The organism is Anaerobutyricum hallii DSM 3353, assembly GCF_000173975.1.
Lineage (GTDB): Bacteria > Bacillota > Clostridia > Lachnospirales > Lachnospiraceae > Anaerobutyricum > Anaerobutyricum hallii.
The window spans coordinates 1-24,610 of sequence record NZ_ACEP01000084.1; the positions used below are offsets into that span (position 1 = coordinate 1).

The 24,610-nt window shown below is 37.8% G+C and carries 23 protein-coding genes; 19 read left to right on the forward strand and 4 right to left on the reverse strand.

Annotated elements, in window-relative coordinates; translation table 11 throughout:
• Nucleotides 1-173 precede the first annotated feature (173 nt).
• The 6 genes from EUBHAL_RS08045 to EUBHAL_RS08070 all read left to right on the forward strand — a co-directional run bounded on the left by EUBHAL_RS08045 (nucleotide 174) and on the right by EUBHAL_RS08070 (nucleotide 2,603).
• The gene (locus tag EUBHAL_RS08045) at nucleotides 174-581 is read left to right on the forward strand and encodes a putative ABC transporter permease (RefSeq protein WP_005347736.1); all 408 of its coding nucleotides are present in this window, start codon (nucleotides 174-176) and stop codon (nucleotides 579-581) included.
• Between the two features lie 58 nt (nucleotides 582-639).
• The gene (locus EUBHAL_RS14825; RefSeq protein ID WP_005347738.1) at nucleotides 640-1,182 is read left to right on the forward strand and encodes a helix-turn-helix domain-containing protein; all 543 of its coding nucleotides are present in this window, start codon (nucleotides 640-642) and stop codon (nucleotides 1,180-1,182) included.
• Between the two features lie 59 nt (nucleotides 1,183-1,241).
• Nucleotides 1,242-1,379 (forward strand): hypothetical protein, encoded by a 138-nt coding sequence (locus EUBHAL_RS15915; protein ID WP_167534396.1) that lies wholly within the window; start codon nucleotides 1,242-1,244, stop codon nucleotides 1,377-1,379.
• Nucleotides 1,380-1,513: 134 nt separating this feature from the next.
• Nucleotides 1,514-1,786 carry a hypothetical protein gene (locus tag EUBHAL_RS08060; RefSeq protein ID WP_005347742.1) on the forward strand — a complete coding sequence of 91 codons (273 nt, stop codon included), beginning with the start codon at nucleotides 1,514-1,516 and terminating at the stop codon, nucleotides 1,784-1,786.
• Nucleotides 1,770-2,048: a DUF4160 domain-containing protein gene (locus tag EUBHAL_RS08065; RefSeq protein ID WP_005347744.1), complete on the forward strand. Its 279-nt coding sequence runs from the start codon at nucleotides 1,770-1,772 to the stop codon at nucleotides 2,046-2,048. Before EUBHAL_RS08060 ends, EUBHAL_RS08065 begins: the two co-directional genes overlap by 17 nt.
• A 147-nt stretch (nucleotides 2,049-2,195) precedes the next feature.
• Nucleotides 2,196-2,603 carry a recombinase family protein gene (locus EUBHAL_RS08070; protein WP_044922645.1) on the forward strand — a complete coding sequence of 136 codons (408 nt, stop codon included), beginning with the start codon at nucleotides 2,196-2,198 and terminating at the stop codon, nucleotides 2,601-2,603.
• A gap of 265 nt (nucleotides 2,604-2,868) precedes the next feature.
• Here the strand turns inward: EUBHAL_RS08070 and EUBHAL_RS14830 are convergent, their stop codons facing one another.
• Nucleotides 2,869-3,177 carry a hypothetical protein gene (locus EUBHAL_RS14830; RefSeq protein WP_005347747.1) on the reverse strand — a complete coding sequence of 103 codons (309 nt, stop codon included), beginning with the start codon at nucleotides 3,175-3,177 and terminating at the stop codon, nucleotides 2,869-2,871.
• A gap of 238 nt (nucleotides 3,178-3,415) precedes the next feature.
• Between EUBHAL_RS14830 and EUBHAL_RS14835 the strand changes: the two genes are divergently transcribed.
• Entirely contained in the window at nucleotides 3,416-6,559 is a 3,144-nt protein-coding gene (locus EUBHAL_RS14835) for a leucine-rich repeat protein (RefSeq protein WP_135960921.1), read from the forward strand.
• 205 nt (nucleotides 6,560-6,764) lie between these two features.
• Here the strand turns inward: EUBHAL_RS14835 and EUBHAL_RS08085 are convergent, their stop codons facing one another.
• Together EUBHAL_RS08085 and EUBHAL_RS08090 are read right to left on the reverse strand one after the other, a co-directional pair.
• Nucleotides 6,765-7,613: a PD-(D/E)XK nuclease family transposase gene (locus EUBHAL_RS08085; protein WP_044922648.1), complete on the reverse strand. Its 849-nt coding sequence runs from the start codon at nucleotides 7,611-7,613 to the stop codon at nucleotides 6,765-6,767.
• 321 nt (nucleotides 7,614-7,934) lie between these two features.
• Nucleotides 7,935-9,164, reverse strand: a complete 1,230-nt coding sequence (locus EUBHAL_RS08090; RefSeq protein WP_005347751.1) for an argininosuccinate synthase — start codon at nucleotides 9,162-9,164, stop codon at nucleotides 7,935-7,937.
• Between the two features lie 273 nt (nucleotides 9,165-9,437).
• Between EUBHAL_RS08090 and argC the strand changes: the two genes are divergently transcribed.
• From argC to holA, 11 genes are all read left to right on the forward strand, one after another.
• Complete coding sequence (gene argC / locus EUBHAL_RS08095; protein WP_044922665.1) at nucleotides 9,438-10,478, forward strand: N-acetyl-gamma-glutamyl-phosphate reductase; 1,041 nt, start codon at nucleotides 9,438-9,440, stop codon at nucleotides 10,476-10,478.
• A 114-nt stretch (nucleotides 10,479-10,592) separates the two neighbouring features.
• Nucleotides 10,593-11,819 carry a bifunctional ornithine acetyltransferase/N-acetylglutamate synthase gene (gene argJ / locus EUBHAL_RS08100; protein ID WP_005347754.1) on the forward strand — a complete coding sequence of 409 codons (1,227 nt, stop codon included), beginning with the start codon at nucleotides 10,593-10,595 and terminating at the stop codon, nucleotides 11,817-11,819.
• Nucleotides 11,820-12,016: 197 nt separating this feature from the next.
• A complete protein-coding gene (gene argB / locus EUBHAL_RS08105; protein WP_242648766.1) occupies nucleotides 12,017-12,913 on the forward strand; it encodes an acetylglutamate kinase in 897 nt (298 codons plus the stop codon).
• Nucleotides 12,914-13,147: 234 nt separating this feature from the next.
• Nucleotides 13,148-14,350, forward strand: a complete 1,203-nt coding sequence (locus tag EUBHAL_RS08110; protein ID WP_005347756.1) for an aspartate aminotransferase family protein — start codon at nucleotides 13,148-13,150, stop codon at nucleotides 14,348-14,350.
• Nucleotides 14,351-14,632: 282 nt separating this feature from the next.
• The gene (locus tag EUBHAL_RS08115; RefSeq protein WP_005347757.1) at nucleotides 14,633-15,073 is read left to right on the forward strand and encodes a DMT family transporter; all 441 of its coding nucleotides are present in this window, start codon (nucleotides 14,633-14,635) and stop codon (nucleotides 15,071-15,073) included.
• A 141-nt stretch (nucleotides 15,074-15,214) separates the two neighbouring features.
• On the forward strand, nucleotides 15,215-15,826 hold the full coding sequence (locus EUBHAL_RS08120; RefSeq protein WP_022169340.1) for a helix-hairpin-helix domain-containing protein: 612 nt from the start codon (nucleotides 15,215-15,217) through the stop codon (nucleotides 15,824-15,826).
• Nucleotides 15,827-15,834: 8 nt separating this feature from the next.
• Nucleotides 15,835-16,524: a response regulator transcription factor gene (locus EUBHAL_RS08125; RefSeq protein WP_005347762.1), complete on the forward strand. Its 690-nt coding sequence runs from the start codon at nucleotides 15,835-15,837 to the stop codon at nucleotides 16,522-16,524.
• A gap of 79 nt (nucleotides 16,525-16,603) precedes the next feature.
• On the forward strand, nucleotides 16,604-17,968 hold the full coding sequence (locus EUBHAL_RS08130) for a sensor histidine kinase (RefSeq protein ID WP_005347764.1): 1,365 nt from the start codon (nucleotides 16,604-16,606) through the stop codon (nucleotides 17,966-17,968).
• 12 nt (nucleotides 17,969-17,980) lie between these two features.
• Complete coding sequence (locus tag EUBHAL_RS08135) at nucleotides 17,981-18,979, forward strand: GerMN domain-containing protein (RefSeq protein ID WP_005347767.1); 999 nt, start codon at nucleotides 17,981-17,983, stop codon at nucleotides 18,977-18,979.
• Between the two features lie 18 nt (nucleotides 18,980-18,997).
• Nucleotides 18,998-21,448, forward strand: a complete 2,451-nt coding sequence (locus EUBHAL_RS08140; protein ID WP_005347769.1) for a DNA internalization-related competence protein ComEC/Rec2 — start codon at nucleotides 18,998-19,000, stop codon at nucleotides 21,446-21,448.
• Between the two features lie 68 nt (nucleotides 21,449-21,516).
• Nucleotides 21,517-22,500 carry a DNA polymerase III subunit delta gene (holA, locus tag EUBHAL_RS08145; protein ID WP_005347771.1) on the forward strand — a complete coding sequence of 328 codons (984 nt, stop codon included), beginning with the start codon at nucleotides 21,517-21,519 and terminating at the stop codon, nucleotides 22,498-22,500.
• A gap of 527 nt (nucleotides 22,501-23,027) precedes the next feature.
• Here holA and rpsT read toward each other — a convergent pair.
• Nucleotides 23,028-23,291 carry a 30S ribosomal protein S20 gene (rpsT, locus tag EUBHAL_RS08150; protein WP_021906734.1) on the reverse strand — a complete coding sequence of 88 codons (264 nt, stop codon included), beginning with the start codon at nucleotides 23,289-23,291 and terminating at the stop codon, nucleotides 23,028-23,030.
• Nucleotides 23,292-23,537: 246 nt separating this feature from the next.
• Between rpsT and gpr the strand changes: the two genes are divergently transcribed.
• Complete coding sequence (gene gpr / locus EUBHAL_RS08155; protein WP_005347777.1) at nucleotides 23,538-24,476, forward strand: GPR endopeptidase; 939 nt, start codon at nucleotides 23,538-23,540, stop codon at nucleotides 24,474-24,476.
• Nucleotides 24,477-24,610: the final 134 nt, after the last annotated feature.

Sequence of the window (24,610 nt, forward strand, 5' to 3'; positions counted from 1 at the left end):
AAATGAGTCATTTCTAAAAAAAGAATTAGTAAAAAGCAGGCAGAGAAAGATGATTATTATGCAAAAAAATGTCGACCAGTGAAATTTAAAAAAGTAAAATAATAAAAGTATAGAAAAAACTCCGTAGTCAAATACTATCCACAATAAATATTGTGTTTTAGGAGCGGCGGAGAATGAAAGATTTTGTAATAACAAAAATAGCGCAGCCATTATTTCTTATTAGTTTTGGAGGAATGGCATATTTTAATTTTGAGATTTTATATCGGGGATATTCTCATGTATCTATGATTATTTGCGGAGGTCTGTCTTTTTATACTATTGGTTTGTTAAATGAAGGGAAAAAATGGCATCCCTCTTTTCTTTTTCAGATGATATTGGGGAGTCTTATTATCATTTCTTATGAATATTTGACTGGAGTTATTGTGAATATTTATTTGAAGCTTAATGTATGGGATTACTCAAAGGTCCCTTTTAATTATCGGGGACAGATTTGTATTCCGTTTCTTATCATATGGTTTTTTGCCACTCCATTGTGTATTTGGATGGATGATGTCATAAGGGAGGCGCTTTTTAAATTCTGATTTTTACCATAAATATGTTAGGATATCTATATCAAAAACATGATTTCTAAGGAGAAATTTGGAAATAAAGATTATTATTTTATGGGAGCGTGAAAATATGGTTGAGCCAATAAAAGTAGGAAGGTTCATAGCACAAAATCGAAAGGATCTAAATTTGACACAAAAAGAACTGGCAGAAAAATTAGGAGTAACAGACCGGGCGGTTTCAAAGTGGGAAAATGGACGATCTATACCAGATGTAGGAATTATAGAATCTCTTTGCAAAGAATTGAATATAAGTATTGGCGAATTCTTTGCGGGAGAAAAAATACAGGAAAAAGAATATAAAAAAGAAACAGAAAAAATGTTACTTGCTTCCCTTGATGAAAAACAGCTTTATGGAGTACAGATAGTAATCTATATTCTCGAATTTGTGAGCTTGGAATTGCTCATGCTGCCATTTCAATTATCTGAAAAATGGCCTTCTATTAATAGAATAAATATAATTTACTGGATCTTGGCAGCAGTAGTTTTTTCTGTATGTGTTATCTTGATGAAAAAATGCCAGAAAGAAAATTGCGTAATTCAAATAAATGAATACAGGGAATCGAAGTGGCTGTAGGATTCTTGTGGGTGATATTTCCAATAGTATCAAAGGAAAGAATGAATATATTTCAAGGTATGAGCATTGGAGAAAGTATTGCAATAGGTCTGGAAATAATTATTGGATTTATCATAGTAGTTGGTGTGGCAATTATACAGTCAAAAATGAGGAAGGAAGAATGGGAAGAAGAAAACAATAGCAAAAAATCTGATTGAGCAACATCGTTGTGCCATAGCTTTCCTAAGCCATCACGTCGCGATGTTGTTCAATCGGGATTTAGATTTGAGTTGTTGCAATGTATTATTACTTATATTACAATAAATATAACAGATAGAAGGGAGGGATATTTATGATGTATCCTTTTATGACGCTGAATGATGATACGGAAATCACTCATTCTGAGATGAAGGCAGATGGTAGTGTAAAAGTGTATATTGAAACTCCAGATGAAGTAGGTGGATTCCATAATGCAACATGTTGGTTGCCAGCCTATAAATGGGAAAATATTGAAGGATATAGTGATACAGAAATATCCTATTTTAAACAGTTGATTCGTAAAAATGCTCATCTTATTATAGAGTTTTCGCAAGAAGGGGGCGTTTTAAATGCCGCAACTTCTTAGAATTGGACCATACAGTATTTATTTTTGGTCTAATGAAGGTGATCCGTTAGAACCTATTCATGTCCATATATCTGAAGGGCGAGCTAAATCCACTGCAACAAAAATTTGGATTACCAGCACTGGGAATGTAATTCTTTCTAATAATAATTCACAGATTCCTGAAAGAATATTAAAAAAATTAATGCGGATGATAGCTGCAAACAGTGATGATATCATAAACGAATGGATTAACCGTTTTGGTGAAATAAAATATTTTTGTTAACATAATTCTTGGGCTTTGTCTGTTACTTTATCTCACTCCACATATTTCCCAGATTTTGTGTGAATCTGTATCTATATTAGATTACCTGCTGTTTTATAATAAATAATAATTATATTTTTTATTATAAATGGACGGGGTGGAATGAAAATGAAAAAGAGAATAGGTATTTATCATTATCAGTATTATAGAGGAGCCTGTAAACTGTGTTACAGACATTTTATCCAAGAGATGGTAGAATCCTATGAAAAATGCCATGAAGTAGCAGAAGAAATCTATGGAAAAGAGAACTGTGAGTTCCTTCATTATACAGATTTTGGACAATATGATTCAGAGAATACGGACAGACCAAGTTTCCGCCGTATTATGGAAGCAATAGAGAAAAAAGAGTTAGATGTAGTTATGTGTTATGGGCTGAATAACATTACGATCAATGAAGAGCTTTTAATTAAGTTCTATAAATATGTTCGCTCACAGGGAATGGAATTCTTGACAGCAGATCATGGAAGAGACGCCATGAAATATATAGACATCTATATTAAGAAAAATAATTTATAAATTGCATTGTCAACGGAGTTGACGAGGAAAACAGATGGTCTGGACAGATGCCCGCTGAAAGCGGTTAACTAAGCCGGACTTTTCACGGTTTTGTTTTTTGTCTAAATTTTCAGTGGGCTGTGCTATGGCTGGAGCATAGCTGAAATTTATTGTAAAAGATTTTTTGGTCTGTTAAATCCATAGCACAGAACTTTGATTTTGTGATTTTACCTTAATCAGACATTCTCAGAAACACCTTTTAATAGTTGTTTTATCTTATCTTCACTCAATTTTGTAATAGCAGATGTTCTATTGGCAGACCTGATTCATACATTTTAAAAATGATTTCTGCATAGCCACTTTCATGTCCTAATTCATAACCACCTTGATATGCTTTTTCTTTAATGCCCTGACTTAAGTTGCACATTTCTTCCACTTCCTCTCTTATATCATCTTCCAGGAGGATATGGTATTCCCTTTCCATTATATCCAGTTTCTCGTTCGCTTCTAAATTCGATGACAAAATAGTTGCTAACAGGCGATGTAATTCATAGCTTTCTTCTTTGGCAGGAATATTTTCTGCAATGCCTATCATTATAATATTTAAAATTTAAAAGTTCCAGATCGCCTTTCCAGTCATGAAAATCTGTAATCAATCATCCTTTAATTCCATAAATTTACTTTACTATATAGTAATCTTCTTTATTATGCAAGAGAAAATCAGTGTATTTTACCGAAACAATATGAACAGATATCGACACAGGCTTACGAAGTAAACAGGATGATAACTGTCTGGGCACGGAGTGACCTGAGAAGATATAAGGGATAAGATTGTGTGGTGGCTCCGCTCGCCGGGCTACTATAGCTATAATGCGGCCGAAGTGAGTAATGATGGCTGGGTCTACAGGTATGGCAATTATGTCAGCTATTATATTGGCGGTGTGCGGCCCGCTTTGCATTTGAATCTCTCATCTTCCAATCTCTATTCCTACGCCGGAACGGTATGCTCGGATGTGATGAAGTCCGGGGAGAGCGGCAGTGATAATCCTGTGAATCCGGGAAAGCCAGAAGGAGAGACTACCACTACACCAACGAAAGTAACAGAAGATATGCTTTTTACGCCAGAATATTGCAAATATCTGAATAATACAACATACAATAAAATGTTTGAAACGTTATGGACGGATATGTCAGATGTAAGTAGAAACTGTAAATGGGACGATATATCAATTGCAGCGAGAACAGTTATGAGCGATGGGATATCAGGTCAGTTAAAGAGAATCGGAGAATCTCTTGTTAGTAAGGCTTTCAATAAAAATATTCAGGCAGAAAAAGTGCAGTCTGCACTGGCATTAGATTATGTCAATCATGCAAAAGAATATTCAGATTATTGTGCCAATGTATATGATGAGGCAACCGATTCTCTGAGCAAGAGCAAAAAGGTTGTGAGCCTGTTAAAAAAGGGTTCTGGTAAAGTCGGGGATACGCTGAAATGGGTTGCTGAAGATGAGGACATTGAAGAATTTGCCAAAGCGATTAATGCTATTTTTTCCTATGGTGATGATCTGAAAGTAGAGCAGGATTTAAAAAAGATATTAAAATCATCAGAGGTAATGAAAAAAGTATCCTCAGTATTTAAAACGTCTGGAAAAGCAATTTCAGCTTATCAGGTTGCTGTATCAATAGAGATTCTTCGTATCACAACAGAAGATACACAAAAACATTATATGTCACTGGTGGATAAGGATAGCACTGTTTATCAGGGATTAAAGATTAATTACGAAAAAATAAAAAGACAGGATGCAGTAAATTTTGCATTAGAAATGCTTGATACCAGTGGAATCACCGATGCTATCGGATGGATTACAGCGAAGGTAACAGGAGCAGGAACGACAGCATCGGTAACGGTTGCGGTAGTTGATCTTATTTATACTGGCTTGAATTTTATTCTTAAAAAAGCTGGAGTGATTGATGTACAGGATTATCTGAAAGTACAGTATGCATTACTTGATCAGAGCTGGTTGAAGCTTGCAGTAAGCAATCAGCGATTGAATATAGCTAACAATGTATATAATACGGCAACACTCAAAAACAATTATCAGGATGCGTTTGAACTGTATCTTTCGTGTATGCTCCAAACACCGGGATATATGGAGGATTATTCTGGCTCTGATTCTTATTATAAGAAATTAAAAAAGGATATTAAGAAATATGAATCGAAACTGACATATAAGAACTACATCCAGTCCTGTCTGCAAAATGCAAATGCTTCGTATTCATATACATTGTCTGGAGATAAAGCAACAATCACTAAAGTGAATCCAGGTACAGGTAGAAGTGCAAGAGTAAGTTCTCCATTTGCACTAAATGTTATGGCAATGGAGAATGAAGATAGTTATTGTCTGGATATTCCATCAGAAGTGGATGGATACGAGGTAGAGGCTGTCAATACAGACTTATTTGATAATAAAACAGAAGCGTTTGCGGTTACTATTCCAGATACAGTAACTACGATTAAAGAGGGAGCGTTCCAGGACTGTACTGCATTAAAACAGGTATTTTTAGAAAATGGATTAAAAACAATTGAAACAAATGTATTTGCTGGTTGCGAAGATTTAAGTATAATCAATGTTCCGGATACTGTAAATACTATTAATGAAAATGCCTTTGGAGATAATATATCTATAGAAGCAGCTGCTGACTCACAGGCACATAATTATGCAGAACAAAACGGAAATACATTCACTGGAAGAGAAAAGACGGTGACAGCTATATCTGTAAAGAAAAATATGGATAAGACAGAATATGCTATGTCAGAACCAATTGATCTTACCGGCTTAGAATTAACAGTAACCTATGTGGATGGAACAACAAAGGACATCAAAGAAGGATTTACCGGAGATTTTACCGCAAAGCAAATTGGCAGGAACGAAGTTGTTTTATATTATAATGGTGTTAAGACAAAAACAACAGTACAGGTTCGATCGGAACAATGCGAGTACACTGTTCTCTATCAGGATACATGTGGAGAGAAGATACATGAAAATGTGACAGGAAGCGGCACTACCGGCGAAACTATCACGTTATCCATTCCGGAAATCGCCGGTTATACACCAGTAGAAACCAATATCAAACAAATATTAGGTGAAACCAATGTGTTTAAAGTTATTTATTCTGTTGCAAAGAAAAAGGATATCGGGGAAGCCAGTGTCTCTTACAAAAAAGAGCATACAGAAACAGGGCAAGAGATAAGACCGGCAGTGGAAGTGAGATATAAAGGTCTCTTGTTAAAGGCTGATACGGATTATGAATTAGAATATAATAATAATATCAAACCGGGAAAGGGAAATATATGGATTGCAGGAATCGGAGATTATGAGGGTGTCCAATTGTGCAATTTCGTAATCAAACAAAAAAAGACAGCAGTTGTTAAGCCAGGTACCAGCAACAAAAAAATACAGAAGATTACCCTCTCCGCCATCTCCAAACAGATTGCTTCAGGTAAAAAAGTCACACTAAAACCAACCGTTTTACCAGCCAATGCCTCCAACAAGAAGCTAACATGGAAATCCAGTAATACAAAGGTTGCCACCGTAACACAGGGCGGCGTAGTTACCTTAAAGAAAAACACAGGCGGTAAAAAGGTAACCATTACAGCAACCGCAACTGATGGCAGCAGAAAGTCCGCCTCCTGGCAGATCACATCGATGAAAGGAATCGTAAAGAAAGTCAAGATTACAGGAAGCAAATCCGTAAAGGCAGGCAAAAAACTAAAATTAAAAGCCAAAGTCACCGCCACCAAGAAGGCGAATACAAAGCTTCGCTGGACATCTAGCAATACAAAGTATGCCACAGTAAATGCCAAGGGAATTGTGAAAACGAAGAAAACCGCCAAGGGCAAAAGTGTTAAGATTACCGCTATGGCAACGGATGGAAGTGGCAAAAAACAGAGCGTAAAAATCAAGATAAAAAAATAAATTCTATTTTGCCGCAGGCAAGATAGACGCCCATCGAAAGCAGAGAATCTATAAAGTTGTTCCGTATCCCTGCACTCTTAATACTCGCTTACCGTGCTCGTATTAAGAGCTTGCTCCAAGTCACAATTTTATAGATTCTCTGCTTTCGATGGGCTGTGCTATGGCTGGGGCGTCTGTTTATCTCCCCGTCAGTTGCACTGGCAAATTAGAATTTTGTTTCCGCAATCCAGCTTTGAACAGTTGTCAGTGGGATTTTTACTGCTTTTGTAATCTGTTCTAAAGGCATACCCATTTCAAGAAGGGCAAAGACAGTCTCTCTTGCTTTTTTTAATTCACCCTTTTGTATACCTTTTTGTACACCGGATTGTTCCCCTTCATTATAAATTTCTTCTAATTCTTTACACATTTCCTCCACTCCCTTCTCAGATTCTTTTAATTCCCGTACTCTTGTAGACAGGATATCGCTATACATTTCACTGGCATCTTTACAGTGCAGATCATGCATCAGGTGCCCCAATTCTGTAGAATCTCTTCTGCTTGCGTTCACGTAGATGATATGTTGTCCGTCATCGAATGGCTCTTTGGTTTCGATGACTTCTTTATCAATATGATAGATTGGTAAATGAAAGCCTAATATATCATTTCTGGTAATAAATATGACATAGGTGTCCGGAAGAGCATCAAAAGATTCTCCGGGATTCAGGATATTCATATCCAATAAACCGCAGTGGTATCGAGCCCTCTTAGGGGAAGCCCCTTCATTATCACCCTGAATCTCCACATTAAACTGTCTGTTGCTGGCAGCCTTTGCCACACAGTCTAAAGTGGCAGAACGCCCCTGCAAGTTTTTATAATCCTTCTGTAAAGCCTGGTCTATAACCGTAATCCCTTTATCTTCCATAATAACCTGTAAGATGTATTCTGTACATTCCTTTTTCTTCAATACATTCCGCATGAAGATATCATTCATTATCGTAAAGTTCTTTATCTTAGCTTTATATCTTTCGTAGCGTTCCTGCAAATCTTCTGATTGTAACATCGTAGAATCTGGCATATGCGCTACCTCCATTCTGATATATGTTGAAAGATTCTTCACTTATATAATATACATAATTTAACAGAAAAGTCAATGGTTTTGCAAAAATTCTGGTTTGCCGCAGGCAAGGTAGACGCCCACTGAAAAAGTTAGCCAGAAAACAGACCCGTGAAAAAGGCCACTATAGAAAATGGACTATCGGAGCAGCAAAAATGCGGCTGAGCATTTTGTGCGTCCGCGACTATTTGTCCATTTTCTATAGTGGCCTTTTCCACGGTTCGTCTGTCTTAGGCAATCCCTTTCAGTGGGCGTCTCCTGCCTGCGGCAACTCAGAATTTATTATTTACTGTGGTTTTTCTCTAATTCCTGCATTCTCATTGCACGAACTTTTAATGGAAGTCCAAATAAAGTGATGAATCCTTCCGCATCATGGTGGTCATACTGGTCACCAGTTGTAAAGGAAGCAAGTGTCTCACTGTAAAGACTATATGGAGAAGTTGTTCCGGCTTTGATGATGTTACCTTTGTAAAGTTTGAACTTAACTTCACCGGTTACATATTTCTGTGTGGACTCTACGAATGCCTGGATTGCCTCGCGAAGTGGTGTGAACCATTTTCCTTCGTATACAACCTGAGCAAGCTTGTTACCCATATCTTTCTTTACTGCCATAGTGTCACGGTCGAGTACGAGTTCCTCTAACTGTCTGTGAGCTTCCATAAGGATTGTTCCGCCTGGAGTCTCATAAACACCACGGGACTTCATACCTACAACACGGTTCTCAACGATATCAACGATACCGATACCATGTTTGCCGCCTAATTCATTTAACTTACGGATAATGTCAGCAACCTTCATCTCTTCGCCGTTGATTGTCTTAGGAACACCAGCTTCAAATGTCATTGTAAGGTATTCTGGTTCATCTGGAGCTTTCTCAGGAGAAACACCTAATACTAATAAATGGTCGTAGTTTGGCTCACATGCAGGATCTTCAAGTTCAAGACCTTCGTGGCTGATATGCCATAAGTTACGGTCGCGGCTGTAGCTGTTATCTACAGAGAATGGAAGGTGAATATCATGTGCTTTACAGTATTCAATCTCTGCTTCACGAGAATCCATCTGCCATTTGTCATCACGCCATGGAGCGATGATCTTTAAGTCAGGAGCTAAAGCTTTGATACCAAGTTCGAAACGAATCTGGTCGTTACCTTTACCAGTAGCACCGTGGCAGATAGCAACAGCGTTCTCTTTACGGGCAACTTCTACTAACTTGGCAGCGATTCCCGGACGAGCCATGGAAGTTCCAAGAAGGTATTTGTTCTCATATACAGCATCTGCCTGTACACATGGCATGATGTAGTTCTCACAGAAATCATCGGTGATATCTTCAATATATAATTTAGAAGCACCGGAGTAGAGGGCACGTTCTTCTAATCCATCAAGCTCCTCGCCCTGTCCACAGTCAACGCAGCAGCATACTACGTCAAAATCATATGTTTCTTTTAACCAAGGGATGATTGCGGTAGTGTCAAGACCACCTGAATAGGCTAAAACTACTTTTTCTTTACTCATTCTATATATCCTCCTAAATTTTTCGTCATTTGTCTCATATACTATACGTCATTCTACAGGGAATTGCAAGAGTTTTTTTAAAATATTATTAATAAATATTAATTAATACTTGCATAAATCGCAGTTTGATTGTATAATTATGAATAATTTCGAATAAATATGTGAAAAATTATAACTCTTGTTTTCTGGAAAGGTTTGTGGGATAATAGAAAATTGAAATTATATCCCTATTTATATAGAAAATAAGAGATGAGCACAGAAAGGATGAGAGAAATGATAAGAGCAGGTATTATCGGTTCTACAGGGTATGCGGGACAGGAACTTGTCCGCATTTTACTTGGACATAAAGATGTAGAGATTAAGTGGTATGGTTCAAGAAGTTACATAGATCAGGCATATGCGAGTGTATTTCAGAATATGTTCCAGCTTGTGCCGGACATTTGCAAGGGAGAAGATTTAGAACAGCTTTGTGAGGAAGTTGATGTGATATTTACAGCAACTCCACAGGGACTTTGTTCTTCCTTAGTTAGCGAGAATGTATTATCTAAGGTAAAGGTTATTGATTTAAGCGCAGACTTCCGTATTAAAGATGTAGATACATATGAGAAGTGGTACGGAATCAAGCACCAAAGCCCACAGTTTATTAAAGAAGCTGTTTACGGACTTTGTGAGGTGAACAGAGAGAAGATTAAGAAGGCGCGCCTGATTGCAAACCCTGGATGTTATCCAACTTGTTCTTTTCTGTCTATTTATCCATTAGCAAAAGCAGGACTTATTGATATGAAGTCTGTTATCGTAGATGCGAAGTCAGGTACTTCCGGAGCCGGAAGAGGAGCAAAGGTTGCAAACCTTTACTGTGAGGTAAATGAAAGTATTAAGGCATACGGCGTAGCAACTCACCGTCACACTCCAGAGATTGAGGAACAGTTATCCTATGCATCTGGTCAGGAAGCGGTTATTAACTTTACACCGCATCTTGTTCCTATGAACAGAGGTATTTTAGTAACTGCTTACGCCAATCTTGTAAAAGATGTTACAGAAGAAGAAATCCGTAAAATTTATGAGGATGCTTATAAAGAGGAACAGTTTGTTCGTTTTTTAAATGCAGGTGTATGCCCTGAAACCCGCTGGGTAGAGGGCAGCAACTATGTTGATGTTAATGTAAAGGTAGACGAGAGAACTCACCGTGTTATTATGATGGGTGCGATGGATAACCTTGTAAAAGGTGCAGCAGGACAGGCTGTACAGAATATGAACTTATTATTTGGTTTACCAGAGACAGAAGGATTATTAATGCCTCCTGTGTTCCCATAAATAATATTTATATAATATAAGTATTATGTGATTTACCATCAAAATGCAGGTAGGAATTGTAAAGTAGAATCGTATAAAGAAAAGTAGAAGTATTCTGAATCAGGAGGTTTGTTTATGAAAGTAATCGAAGGTGGCGTTACCGCCGCAAAAGGCTATAAAGCAGCAGGTCTTCGCGCCGGAATCAAGGCAGGAAAGACTAATAAAGATATGGCAATGATTTGTTCTGAAAAGGAAGCTGTATGTGCCGGAACATTTACAAAGAATGTTGTAAAAGCAGCACCGGTTTTCTGGGATAAAGATGTTGTATATAAAGAAGGAAAGGCACAGGCAGTTGTTGTAAACAGTGGCATCGCTAATGCCTGTACAGGAGAAGAAGGTCTTTCTAATTGTAAAAAAGAGGCAGAAAAGGCAGGAGAACTTCTTAGTATTGCTCCAGAACATGTACTTGTTGCTTCTACCGGAGTAATCGGAGCACAGCTTGTAATGGATGTTGTGGAAAAGGGAATTGAGATGTTAGTTCCAGAACTTGATTCAGGAAAAGAAGCGGGTGAGAATGCAGCAACAGCCATCATGACAACAGATACTCATAAAAAAGAAATTGCTGTAGAATGTACTTTAGGTGGCAAAACAGTAACAATCGGTGGTATGTGTAAAGGTGCCGGTATGATTCATCCAAATATGGGAACAATGCTTTCCTTTATTACAAGTGATGCGGCAATTGACCAGAAGCTTTTACAGCAGTTCTTAAGTGAAATCGTAGAAGATACCTTTAATATGATTTCTGTAGATGGAGATACTTCTACCAATGACACCTGTCTTGTTCTTTGTAACGGTCTGGCAGAAAACCCTGTTATTACAGAAGAGGATGAGGACGGTAAGGAATTTAAGGCAGCCCTCGCTTACGTTATGGAATATCTGGCAAAACAGATTGCAGGAGATGGTGAGGGATGTACTCGTCTTTTTGAAGTTACCTGTAATGGAGCAGCTACAAAGGAAGATGCAAAGATTATCAGTAAGTCTGTTGTATGTTCTACTTTAACAAAGGCAGCCGTATTTGGAAAGGATGCCAACTGGGGAAGAATCCTTTGTGCGATGGGATACAGCGGAGTAACATTTGATCCGGAAAAAGTAGATATTGTATTAGAAAGTGAAGAGGGAAGCCTTGCAATTGTAAAAGATGGTATTGCAACGGATTACAGCGAGGAAAAGGCAACACAGATTCTTTCCGCAAATCCAGTAAAGGCAATTCTTGATATTCATGCTGGTGAAGAAAAGGCAACTGCATGGGGCTGTGACCTTACTTACGAATATGTAACGATTAACGCGGACTATCGTTCATAGTTCATAAAGAAAACTATATTTTCAAAATCTTTATCCTCCTTACTTTTGTGGCTGATTTTTTTGTCACTTGCTCCTGAATTTTGTTAATGTATGTATCGCGTGCAACTAAAAATTTGGATGACAAAAAGTCTTCTTACAAGAATAGGGTCAAAAAGATTTCCAGAAGACATAAGACAATAAAGGAGATAATTATAAATATGGCAGAAATGGAAATTAACAAGAATGTAGATGAAATAATGACAAAAGCCAATACGCTGATTGAAGCGTTACCATATATCCGCCGTTTTAACGGGGCAACCATCATTGTAAAGTATGGTGGAAGTGCCATGCTCGATGCCCAGTTAAAGATGAACGTTATTAAAGACGTAGCATTACTGAAGCTGGTTGGTATGCGTCCGATTATCGTTCACGGTGGAGGAAAAGAAATCAGCAAATGGGTAAAATTAAGTGGAAAAGAACCAGAATTTTATAACGGTCTGCGTGTGACAGATAAAGAGACAATGAACATTGCAGAGATGGTTTTAAATAAAGTAAACAAAGAGCTTGTCGGCCTGATGCAGAAGATGGGTGTCAATGCTGTAGGTCTTTGTGGTAAAGACGGAAACATGATTCGTGTCAATAAAAAGATGCCAGATGGAAAAGATATTGGATTTGTAGGAGAAGTTGCTTCTGTTAATATAGACCTGTTAAATACATTAATGGACAACGACTTTATTCCTGTAATCGCTCCGATCGGTCTTGATGATGAATTCAATGCTTATAACATCAACGCAGATGATGCTGCCTGTGGTGTTGCAAAGGCAATGGATGCAGAAAAGCTTGTATTCCTTACAGATATCGAAGGAGTATTTATTGACCCTGCTAACAAAAAGACATTAATTTCCGAGATGGATATTAAGACAGCAAAAGAATTTATCGAAAACGGTGTTGTTGGTGGCGGAATGCTTCCAAAACTGAATAACTGTATTGATGCGATTGAACAGGGCGTTTCCAGAGTACATATTTTAGATGGTCGTGTAGCACACTGTCTGCTTCTGGAGTTCTTTACAGAAAAGGGTATTGGTACCGCTATTTTAAAAGAACCTCTTTTTTAGGTACTGTACTATCTGAGTTTTTCAGCACTCACTTTTGTGGTCAATTTTCCACCAGTTTCACCTGAATTTCATCAACGTACGTTCCGCGTACACCTCAGAAATTTATGAACAACTGACGAAAATTTTCTCACAAAATCAAGCACTGAAAAACTCAGATAGCATATATAGCAGCAAGAATGCCGGACATTCTTGAAAGTTGAAGTTTGTAGTTAACGAAGCAAGGAGTGAAGAAAAATGACAAAAATGCAGGAATACATGCAAAAGGGAGAAGATTATATTTTAAAGACTTATAATCGTTATCCAGTCGTATTTGAAAAAGGTGACGGAGTCAGCCTTTATGACATGGATGGAAAAAGATACCTTGACTTTGCAGCAGGTATCGCCGTATTTGCATTAGGGTATAATAATAAAGAGTATAATGATGCGTTAAAAAATCAGATTGATAAGATTTTACATACTTCCAATCTGTATTATAATCAGCCAGCGATTGATGCGGCAGAGAAAATCGTAAAGACTTCTGGAATGTCAAAAGTATTCTTTACAAACAGTGGAACAGAGGCGATTGAAGGAGCATTAAAAGTAGCAAGAAAATATGCTTACTTAAAGGATTCTTCAAAAGATTATGAATTTATCGCCATGAACCATTCTTTCCACGGAAGAAGTCAGGGAGCGTTATCTGTGACTGGTAATGCACACTATCAAGATGGTTTTGTTCCAGTAGAGATGCGTGCCGTATTTGCAGATTTTAATGATCTTGAAGATGTAAAATCTAAAATCACAGACAAGACCTGTGGTATTATCTGCGAAGTTGTACAGGGTGAGGGCGGAATCTATCCGGCAAAGAAAGAGTTCTTAGAAGGACTTAGAAAGCTTTGTGATGAGAAAGATATCCTGCTCATCTTTGACGAAGTACAGTGTGGTATGGGAAGATGCGGATCTTTATATGCACATGATCTTTACGGAGTAAAACCAGATGTAATGGCATTAGCAAAGGCACTTGGCTGTGGTGTTCCAGTTGGCGCATTTGTGACAAATGAAAAGGCTTCTCACGCATTAGTTCCAGGGGATCATGGAACAACTTACGGTGGTAACCCATTTGCAACAGCAGCCGTATGTGAAGTGTTCCGTCAGTTTGAGGAAAAAGATATTGTGGCTCATGTGAATGAAGTGGGTACATACTTATACGAAAAGCTTGAGGAAGTAAAGAATCAGTTTGCCACAGTAAAAGACCATCGTGGCGTTGGCTTAATGCAGGGACTTGAATTTGAAGGACCAGTTGGTGATCTGATTGTTACAGCACTGAAAAAAGGTCTTGTTATCATTTCAGCAGGAGCCAATATCATTCGTTTTGTTCCACCACTTGTTATTGAGAAGAAAGATGTGGATGAAATGATTGCTATCCTTACAGAGGCAATGAAAGAGAACGGACTTCAGTAAAATTATGCAGCCATACTTGTAAATGTCTGAAAAATTATATGGCAGAAAGCAGAATATAAGGATGAGCCATTAAGTATATTTTACTGTGGTTTGATGGCTTGTTTGGAAGTGATTGGTTTCATATAGTAAATACGATAAAAACAGTATAAAAATAAAAAGAACCTCCATACTAATCTCTATATTAACAGAATGCAGCCTCGAAATCTTTTGTACTTAATTTTGTGAGAAGATTTTAGAAGTACATTAAAAATTAGAATAAAGAGAAGCGTATGGAGGTTTTTTATGTTTGGATTTATTGTAGCATTAGTTTCCGGTGCCCTGATGAGCATTCAGGGGGTTTTTAATACAGAGGTGACGAAACAGACAGGAACATGGCTGACCAATTCTTTTGTGCAGTTTACAGGATTTCTTCTTTGCCTTGTTATCTGGTTTTTTAAAGAAAGAAAAAAACATCCTCCGATGGAGATTTTCGCAGTGGAACCTAAATATTATTTACTAGGCGGAGTTATTGGGGCATTTATTACCTTTACTGTAATTGCAGGGATGTCCACACTTGGACCGGCAAAGGCAGTTATGCTAATTGTAGCAGCGCAGCTTATTGTAGCCTACCTTATTGAAGTGTTTGGTATTTTTGGAGTGGAAAAAACAGGGCTTGACTGGATGAAATTGTTAGGAACTGGATTATTTCTTGCAGGTATATTTATTTTCAAAGCCAGAGGGTAAAAGAAAATCGTCTTACCCTCTTGTGTTTTTTTTAGATATTCGGTATTATTAATAAGACTATGGACTATATGCAAAGGCAACATTTTCTGCGGAGTATAAAGTTATTCCGAAACTGTTTCGATAAGGAGGAGAGTACCTGGTTTGAGACAGTGTGTAATGAGAAGGTTGATTAGCGTAGCACTTGGAATCGTAATGATTATTTTGGCAGGATGTTCTTTTTCTGTTCCGGTAAGAGAGGAAGAAAGTACAGATTCTACTGTAGTGATAAAGGCGGATCAGAAAGAGGACACAGAGCAGGCAAGAGAGACAGAAATTTATGTTCACGTTTGTGGATGTGTGAAGAAGCCAGGGGTATATCGTTTACATTTCGGTGCAAGAACGCAGGAGGCGATTGATGCCGCCGGAGGTTTTTCAGAGAAAGCGAATCAGACAGCATGGAATTTGGCAGAAGTTCTTCAGGATGGAATGCAAGTGTACATCCCTTCTAAAGATGAGGCGAAGGAAGCGCTCAATGAAGAGCAGTCTTTAGGAAAAGATTTGTCAGCTTCCCAGAAAGAAGATACGGTAAATATCAATACGGCATCAAAAGAGGAACTAATGACCCTGCCAGGTATTGGAGAGTCAAGAGCAGATGCGGTTATTGCATGCCGGGAAGAAAAGGGTTCCTTTACTTCCATAGAAGGAATTAAAGATGCCGCAGGGATAGGTGATGGCATTTTTAATCGAATAAAAGATTTAATTACAGTTAACTGAGGTGTGTTATGGGAAAAAAAGTGCTGGTTGTCGATGATGAACGTCTGATTGTAAAGGGAATTAAGTTTTCTCTTGTACAGGATGATATGGAAGTTGACTGTGCTTATGATGGGGAAGAAGCCCTTGAAATGGCCAAAAAGACAGAATATGATATTGTTCTGCTTGACGTAATGCTTCCAAAGATGGATGGTTTTGAAGTTTGTCAGAGGATTCGGGAGTTTTCCAATATGCCAATCATCATGCTCACGGCAAAGGGTGATGACATGGATAAGATTCTCGGATTAGAGTATGGTGCAGATGACTATATTACAAAGCCATTTAATATTTTAGAAGTAAAAGCCAGAATCAAGGCCATCATGCGCAGAAGTTCTAAGAGAGCGACAGAAGATGAGAAGAAAAAAATATTTGAGAAGAATGGGCTTAAGATAGACTGTGACAGCAGAAGAGTATTTGTAGAAGATAAGGAAGTAAAACTTACGGCTAAGGAATATGATTTGCTTGAGCTTCTTTCTTTCCATCCAAATAAAGTATACAGCAGAGAAAATCTGCTCAATATTGTATGGGGATATGATTATCCAGGAGATGTTCGTACAGTAGATGTACATATCCGGAGACTTCGTGAAAAAATTGAAAAGAATCCAGGTGAGCCTCTTTATATTCATACAAAGTGGGGGGTAGGATACTATTTCCAAGATTAATATAAAAGGAATTTCCCATTACATTTCATTATATCAGGTAGTTGGTGTATTTACGTTCCTTCTGATTAATGTTTTTTTGGTGGTGGGAGTTTCCAGTCAGATCAATTATTATGAAAAAAAAGCGATTGATCAAAGAGTGCGGTACACACAAAAACAATGTGCCGTACTTTCTGATCAAATAGTAATGAACGGATTTCGCAACTATAATATGAGCAGCCTTTCGGATGAAGCAGGTGAAAATGTCTTTGAAGTAGAACAGCTTGCCAATAATTTAGAGGGTCGTATTTTGCTTGTAGACAGTCGTTTTAAGATACTTGCAGATACATATAACCGAAATTGTGGGAAGTATCTTGTGACAAAAGAGACAATTCATGCGATGAAGGGAGAAGAGGTTGCTTATCGTTATATAGGAAAGCAATATCTTCAGGTTATTACACCTATTCAAGATAAAAATAATGATAAGTCTGATGTAAGAGGACTGATCATTGCGATGGTTTCGTTACAAAACTGTAATGAGATGTCCGAATATCTTTATGATCAGAGAGATAATCTTGTCGGTATATTTTTTATTATAACGTTGATATTTAGTGTGCTTGTTGCCTTACTTATCCGCAATAATTTCAGAAGAATGCAGAATGAGCTTGATATTATTGCGGCAGGACATCAGGAGGAGGGGCTTGGACAGGAGAATTTCAGAGAATTTTATAATTTATCTTCCTCTTTTAACAAGATTATCAATCGTTATAAAGAGTTAGAGAATACAAGACAGGAATTCGTCTCTAATGTATCTCATGAGTTAAAGACGCCGATTACTTCCATGAAGATTCTGGCAGACTCCCTGCTTATGCAGCCGGATGTCCCTGTTGAGCTTTATGAAGAGTTTATGAATGATATTGTCCATGAAATTGATCGTGAGAATCAGATTATTACGGATTTGCTCACTTTAGTGAAGATGGACAAGACACAGGCAGATTTAAATATTACTTCTGTAAAAATCAATGACTTGTTAGAAGTATTATTGAAGAGGATTTCTCCAATCGCAGAGAAGAGAGGTATTAAGATTCGTTTGGAAACGATGAGAGAAGTTGTAGCAGAAGTAGATGAAGTAAAGCTTTCTCTTGCCTGTAACAACCTGATTGAGAATGCAGTGAAGTATAATCATGATGACGGTAAGGTAGATGTATCTTTGAATGCAGACCACAAGTTTTTCTATATTCGTGTAAAGGATACTGGATGCGGAATACCAGAGGATTGCCAGGAACAGATTTTTGAGCGTTTCTATCGTGTGGATAAGGCGCGTTCAAGAGAGACCGGAGGAACTGGTCTTGGATTGGCTATCACAAGGAATGTTGTGCTAATGCATAAAGGTTCGATTCGTGTTCACAGTAAAGAGGGAGAAGGAGCCACCTTTATTATCCGTATTCCTCTGAATTACATTAGTTAGGAGGCAGATGCTATGAAAAAGAGAATACCTTATGTTATCTTTCTTGTAAGTCTGCTAAGCCTTACTGTTTTATGTGGCTGTGATAAAAGTACAAAGTCTGCGCAGGAAAAGCAGGAAAAAACAGAGAATCAGGAACAGGTTACGAAAGAAGAGACAGACAGGAAAAAGAACAATACGATAAATTTATACTACCTAAATGCACAGGAAGATGGCTTTAAGAAGGTTTCATGCAAGCTGCAGCATTCGGATGATCTGAAAGAAATGGCGAATGAAGTACTCTATAAACTTTCTGATACAGAGAATAATAATACCAATAAGTATAAGGCATCTATTTTTGACGGAGTTGTTATTAATGATGTTAGTGTCAGCAGAGGAAAGGCAACGATTGATTTTGGAGCTGGTTACATTCAACTGTCCCATACGCAGGAAGTGCTGCTTAGAACATCGGTTGTAAAGTCGCTGCTTCAGATTCAAGGCATTGATGGGGTACTGTTTTCTGTGAATGGTTCGAGTCTTTTAGACAATGACAAAATGCCTGTGGGGCTGATGGAGGCCTCTACAATTTTGACTGATGATGGTCAGGCAGATATTTATTCCGCTAAAAAGAAAGTAAAGATGTATTATACGAATGAAACAGGAGACAAGTTGATTCCGTATTTAACAGAACTTACAGTAACAGATAATGTTCCGTTAGAGACCCAGGTTTTGCTTGCTTTAAAGAATCCGCCTGCTTCAAAAAAGAATTTAAAGAGCCCGCTTCCATCAGATTTTTATGTGAATCAGACGCAAATTCTTAATAACATCTGCTATGTCGACTTGAGTAGTGAGGTGGAAAAGGCAGCAGTGAATGTAAAGGAAAAGGTCACCGTTTATGCGATGGTAAACAGTCTTACAGATTTAGATACTGCATATCAGGTACAGTTTACGATTGATGGAAAAAAGATAAGCAAATTAAATGAGTTTGAGAATTTTGATGCATTACTGACAAGTGATTTTTCTTTGTGTAAATAACTGAATAAAGGAGAATAAGTGAGAAGACCATTATTTCTGTTTTTTATAGGACTCGTGCTTGGAGAGGCAGCAGCCATTTTTTTAGACAGAATCGGTTTTTTTGTGATGGCTTTGTTTCTTTTGATTTTTATGATATTTTGTTTTATATTTTATCGAAAAGTCAGAAGGGAACAGAGCCTTTTCTTCATATATGAAGTGTTGTGCTGGTTCTTTTTTCTTATGGGAGGTATTGCGTTTTTTAGAGCCAGCTATTTTAATGAGATTGACCGGATACTTTCTAAAAAAACATTGACCGGCACTCTGATTGGGCAGGTGGAATATGTCAGACAGAATGCTGAAGGGGAGTACCAGATTACAGTGAGGGAGAATTCTTTTGTAGTAAATGAAAGCTATTTAAAAGACAAAATAAAAAAGAATTTGAAAAAATGTAGTATAAGTAGTATAAAAAGCAATTTGAGACAAACAAAAAAACTGCCGGGAAAATGTCGCCTTGTAAAGATTCCCGTATCAAAAGGAAAGATTTACCCAGGAGATTTTATTACTTGTACAGGAAAGTTAAAAGCAATAGAAGAACAGATAAATCCAGGAGAATTTAATACAAAAATATATTATTATTCTGTAGGTATCCGTTATCAGTTTTTTGGAGAAAATCTTACAAGAAAGAGAGAAAGCCCGTTGTCTTTGCATCGAATAGCAGGGAACGTCAGAGAAAAGATAGATGCGATATACAGACATATCCTATCTGATACAGAATATGCATTGTTAAAAGCGATATTTCTTGGGGATAAGACAGATCTTTCAAAGGAACAGAAACATTTGTATGAAGAAAATGGCATGGCGCATCTCTTAGCTGTTTCCGGTCTTCACGTTTCTATCGTTGGGGGAATGTTGTTTCGGTTTCTTAGAAAAAAGGGCCGCAGTTATGCATTTTCCTGCATGGTTGGAAGTGGGATTTTGTTTTTTTATGCGGTTATGACGGGATTTGGCAATTCCGTTTTCCGAGCTGCAGTCATGTTTTTTTGCTTTTTGCTGGCACAATATTTTGGTGCAGAATATGATATGATTTCTTCAATGAGCCTGGCGGGAATACTAATGTTGCTGGAACACCCCTGGAGACTTTTAGAAAGCGGATGTGTGATTTCTTTTGCATCCATATTTTCTATCGGGATAATTTTGCCTATTGCAAAAGAACTTTGGGAAAAGCGCAGCCAAAACAGACTTGTAGCAGGGGAATTTCCTACAGAGAGTCCCAGAAGGAAAATAATCCGGCAGGCCTTTTTTGCAAATATCGTCATTTCTATGAGTATAACTCCTTTGTTACTACGCTTTTTTTATCAGTGGAGTCCTTATAGTATTTTGCTGAATATGTTTGTTATTCCGGCAATGAGTCCGCTATTGATTAGCGCAGTTTTAGGAGGGCTGCTTGGCTTTTTTAGCTATGTGTCGGCTTTTTTAGGATGCATTCCTGCGGTAGTATTGCTGCGGACTTTTGAGATGATTTTTCGATTGGTGAAGCAGATTCCAGGGGCTGTGATTGTAACAGGATGCCCTCCCTGGTGGGAAATTCTGTTTTTGTATTTCATTGAGATTAGTTTTTTCTTTTTATGGTATTATCGTCAGAAGGGTTTCAGTGTGATTTTTTGTCTTTTCCTGATAGCAGGAAGATGTTTTTTCACTGTACCAGCTCTTAAGATCACAATGCTTGACGTGGGACAGGGAGAATGTATTTTCATAAAAATGCCAACAGGAGAAAGTATGTTGATTGATGGTGGCAGTACTTCTAAGAAAAATATTGCGGAGTATACGCTGGTACCGGCACTTAAATACTATGGGACAGACCATTTAGACTATGTTATAATAACTCATACAGATGAAGATCATATTTCTGGAATAAGAGAGTTGTTTGAGCAGAATTATCCAATAAAGCATATCGTTTTGCCAGATACAAAAGCTATGAATAGCAGTAACACTATACGAAAGGCTGGGAAGAAAAAAGGATATTCCTTCTTAAAAATAAGCAGAGCAGATCAACTGAATTTTGGTACAATTCATCTGCGCTGTCTGCATCCCCAAAAGGGATGGGAGGCAGAAGATACCAATAGTGGTTCTCTGGTATTGTATCTTACTTATGATAAATTTACCATGTTATTTACAGGAGATTTAAATGGAGAACAGGAATCTCTATTAGAGCCAGACAGAGGAGAAGAAAGCATGCCGAGTGTAAATATTTTAAAAGTGGCACATCATGGCTCTAAAAATTCTACAACAAAAAGTTTCTTGGAAGAATTCCAGCCGCAAAAGGCGATTATATCTGCCGGAAAGAATAATCTATATGGACATCCGCATAAGGAGACAATAAAGAAACTTCAGAAAAATGGAGCGGATATTTATGGAACACTGTGGGGTGGAGCAATTATAATCGAAAGTGATGGCCAGAAATATAAAATAAATTATTTTAAAAGAGGATAATTATTTATAGCTGTGTATGCAAGCAGTTTCCTGCTTTAATAATCACACATAGAATCGGAGAGTGTATCATGAAAGAACTAACAAAACAGATAAAAGAAAAGTCTTTTCATAAAGTTTATCTTCTGACAGGAGATGAGCCGTATCTTGTCCTTCAGGCAAAACATATGCTGAAAAATGCGATGATAAAAGAAGGAGATACGATGAACTATGCCGCTTTTACAGACGGTAAAATAGATTTAAATACTTTGCAGGAACTTGCATTTACCTATCCGTTTTTCAGTGAGAAGCGACTTCTTCTTTTGGACGGAACAGGAATCCTAAAAACAGGAAAAGACGAATTTGTAAGCATTATGGAAAATATGCCGGAGACAACTTGTATTATTATCTGTGAGCCAGAAGTAGATAAGCGTTCAAAAGTGTATAAATGGATAAAAAAGAATGGTTATGTTGGAGAATTTTTAAAGAAAAATCAGACAGAAAAAGTTCTTCTCCGCTGGATTGCTGCTTTACTTGGCAAAGAAAAGAAGCAGATACGTGAGAATAATGCCCGATATTTCCTGCAAAAAACAGGAGATGATATGTTTCAGATAAAAAATGAGATTGATAAACTCATTGCCTACGCTGGAGACCGCGAGGAAATCACCCAGGCAGACATTGATGCCGTGGCTTCTGGAGAAGTACAGGACAAGATTTTTGACTTAGTAGATGCCATCGCCCGTAAAAATAAGGCAGCAGCTCTTAGTTATTACAATGACCTCATTCTTCTAAAAGAACCCCCAATGCACATTTTATTTTTAATTGTACGCCAGTACCGAATCCTGCATATCATTGCTAACATGCGAGGACTCCGCAAACCGGACGATGCCATTGCTAAAACCGCCGGAATCCCACGCTTTGCCATTCGCAAAAATGAACAGCAGCTTAGGGGATATGGAGAAAAAATGTTGGAAAAATGCATCGAAGAATGCATCCAGATAGAAGAAGAAATAAAAACCGGACGAATTAATGATCAAATAGGAGTGGAGAGTTTGATTTGCAGACTAATGCTTTAATCCTGAGCTGCCGCAGGCAGGAGACACCCGCAAAGAGAGGCTATCCCCTATATTTGTGACTTTAGTCGCGGCGGTTTGAATGTTCGCTTAACCGCTCACATCCAAACCTTGCTCCGAGGCCACAAATATAGGGGATAGCCTCTCTTTGCGGGCTGACTTTGGCTGCTGCAGCAACTCAGAATTTAGGAATTGTAATTTTAGCAAAATTACTCTCCACTTTGTAACATATTATGCAGTTAGCATAGTTCTTTTGAAAAATCACATCCCCCTGGAGAATCCCCAAATCCCCCAACGAGAGATTTTTATTTTATATAGGCAGCCAAAGACAGAACAAAAGCCCTCCTATACTCCCTATTTGTGACCTCGGAGCAAGTGTTGGATGCGAGCGCATTTAAGCGAACATTCAACACGCCGCGACTAAAGTCATAAATAGGGAGTATGGGAGGGCTTTTGTTCGTCTGGTTTACCTAAAACAAAAAATCTCCGAAAAGCAGCCGCTCTTTTCGGAGATAAACGTTTTATTCTAATTAAGCAATTCCGTTAACCGCTTTTGTAAGACGGGAAACTTTTCTTGCTGCTGTGTTCTTATGGAAAATTCCTTTAGAAGTAGCTTTGCTGATTTCAGAAATAGCAACTGTTAAAGCAGCCTGTGCAGCTTCTTTGTCACCCTTTGCTACAGCAACTTCTACGTTCTTGATACAAGTTTTTACTTTAGATTTAATAGATTTGTTCCTTAATGTCTTTGTTTCGATAACTAAAATTCTTTTTTTTGCAGATTTGATGTTAGCCAATCTGTACACCTCCAAATATTATTACTTATAATTTTTATGTTTATATTGTTTTGCATTATTTCGGACACGGACAATCTAATGTAAACATACTATTATATTTTATTGATTTTTGGGCTATTTGTCAAGTGGAAAATGAAAATTTTTAAGGAAAAAATTTTTTAGATATATTAAAATTAGTATGGCTATGTATATTAAAGTTATTTTTGTAACATAATACTTGATGATAATGAAAAGGGAGGGACTCTTATGAATATACAACGTTCTTTTTCTCATACAGACTTAGCATTGGAACTAAAAGACGAGCTTGAAGAATCCCTAGAAGAGCAGCAGGCCTTTGACGGAATCAAAATTCAGCAGGAGCGTATCGGAGAGCGGGGACTGCAGGAAACAGTGATTGAGATTGACAGTGAGGAGGGGGAGAAACAGCTTGGAAAACCACGGGGAATCTATGTGACACTTGAAGGGGAAAATATGGCAGGGAATGATGGAAGCTTTCATGAGGAAATGAGCGAATGTCTTGCAAAGCGGCTGCAGTCCCTGCTTTCAGGAAAAAGAAAGCTTTTATTTATTGGACTTGGAAATGGGGAGGTGACCCCGGATGCCCTTGGTCCGCTTGTGATTAAAAACCTTTTTATAACAAGACATCTGACTGGATGGAAAGAGATAGAGGGATGTCCGGCGGTTGCCGCACTTGCACCGGGAGTTATGGCACAGACAGGAATGGAAACAGGGGAGATTGTTGAGGGGATTGTGAAAAAGATTCACCCAGATGCGCTGGTAGTGATTGATGCGTTAGCGGCGAAGAGTTCGGAAAGGCTTAACAGGACAATACAGATTAGTAATACGGGAATTGCGCCAGGGTCGGGTGTTGGAAATCATCGGAATGAGATTACGGAAAAAACGATGGGGATTCCAGTGATTGCGATAGGTGTTCCAACCGTAATTTCCATCCCGTCATTGGCTTGTGATATTATGGAAGCTTTTTGTGCTTCTCAGGGCGAGGGAATGGAAGATATCTTTTGTTCGTGGCCGGAAAAGGAAAAGTATCATTTTTTAGGGGAAATTTTAGATGAAAAGTTATGGGAACTTTTTGTGACACCGAAGGAAATTGATGAGGCAGTAAAGCGAATTAGTTACACGCTTTCGGAAGGGATTAATCAGTTTGTTGCAGGGAGGATTTTCTAAATCAAATCATAAATAAAAAGGACAGGCATAAGCTTATATTATAAGAATTATCTTGAGCGTTTGTATAATCATGCAATCAATTATGTGATCAGGAAAAGGGAATTGTTTTTGCTAATAAGTTATTTGGAAAATTG

Bases quoted from the DNA above. Each gene is read 5' to 3' on its own strand.
- argC (WP_044922665.1), top strand. From the start codon at position 9,438: ATGATAAGAGCAGGTATTATCGGTTCTACAGGGTATGCGGGACAGGAA.
- EUBHAL_RS08070 (WP_044922645.1), top strand. From the start codon at position 2,196: ATGAAAAAGAGAATAGGTATTTATCATTATCAGTATTATAGAGGAGCC.
- EUBHAL_RS08060 (WP_005347742.1), top strand. From the start codon at position 1,514: ATGATGTATCCTTTTATGACGCTGAATGATGATACGGAAATCACTCAT.
- EUBHAL_RS14830 (WP_005347747.1), bottom strand. From the start codon at position 3,177: ATGATAGGCATTGCAGAAAATATTCCTGCCAAAGAAGAAAGCTATGAA.
- argJ (WP_005347754.1), top strand. From the start codon at position 10,593: ATGAAAGTAATCGAAGGTGGCGTTACCGCCGCAAAAGGCTATAAAGCA.
- EUBHAL_RS08110 (WP_005347756.1), top strand. From the start codon at position 13,148: ATGACAAAAATGCAGGAATACATGCAAAAGGGAGAAGATTATATTTTA.
- holA (WP_005347771.1), top strand. From the start codon at position 21,517: ATGAAAGAACTAACAAAACAGATAAAAGAAAAGTCTTTTCATAAAGTT.
- EUBHAL_RS08115 (WP_005347757.1), top strand. From the start codon at position 14,633: ATGTTTGGATTTATTGTAGCATTAGTTTCCGGTGCCCTGATGAGCATT.
- argB (WP_242648766.1), top strand. From the start codon at position 12,017: ATGGCAGAAATGGAAATTAACAAGAATGTAGATGAAATAATGACAAAA.
- EUBHAL_RS08125 (WP_005347762.1), top strand. From the start codon at position 15,835: ATGGGAAAAAAAGTGCTGGTTGTCGATGATGAACGTCTGATTGTAAAG.
- EUBHAL_RS08065 (WP_005347744.1), top strand. From the start codon at position 1,770: ATGCCGCAACTTCTTAGAATTGGACCATACAGTATTTATTTTTGGTCT.
- EUBHAL_RS08045 (WP_005347736.1), top strand. From the start codon at position 174: ATGAAAGATTTTGTAATAACAAAAATAGCGCAGCCATTATTTCTTATT.
- EUBHAL_RS08135 (WP_005347767.1), top strand. From the start codon at position 17,981: ATGAAAAAGAGAATACCTTATGTTATCTTTCTTGTAAGTCTGCTAAGC.
- EUBHAL_RS15915 (WP_167534396.1), top strand. From the start codon at position 1,242: ATGAGCATTGGAGAAAGTATTGCAATAGGTCTGGAAATAATTATTGGA.
- gpr (WP_005347777.1), top strand. From the start codon at position 23,538: ATGAATATACAACGTTCTTTTTCTCATACAGACTTAGCATTGGAACTA.
- EUBHAL_RS08085 (WP_044922648.1), bottom strand. From the start codon at position 7,613: ATGCCAGATTCTACGATGTTACAATCAGAAGATTTGCAGGAACGCTAC.
- EUBHAL_RS08090 (WP_005347751.1), bottom strand. From the start codon at position 9,164: ATGAGTAAAGAAAAAGTAGTTTTAGCCTATTCAGGTGGTCTTGACACT.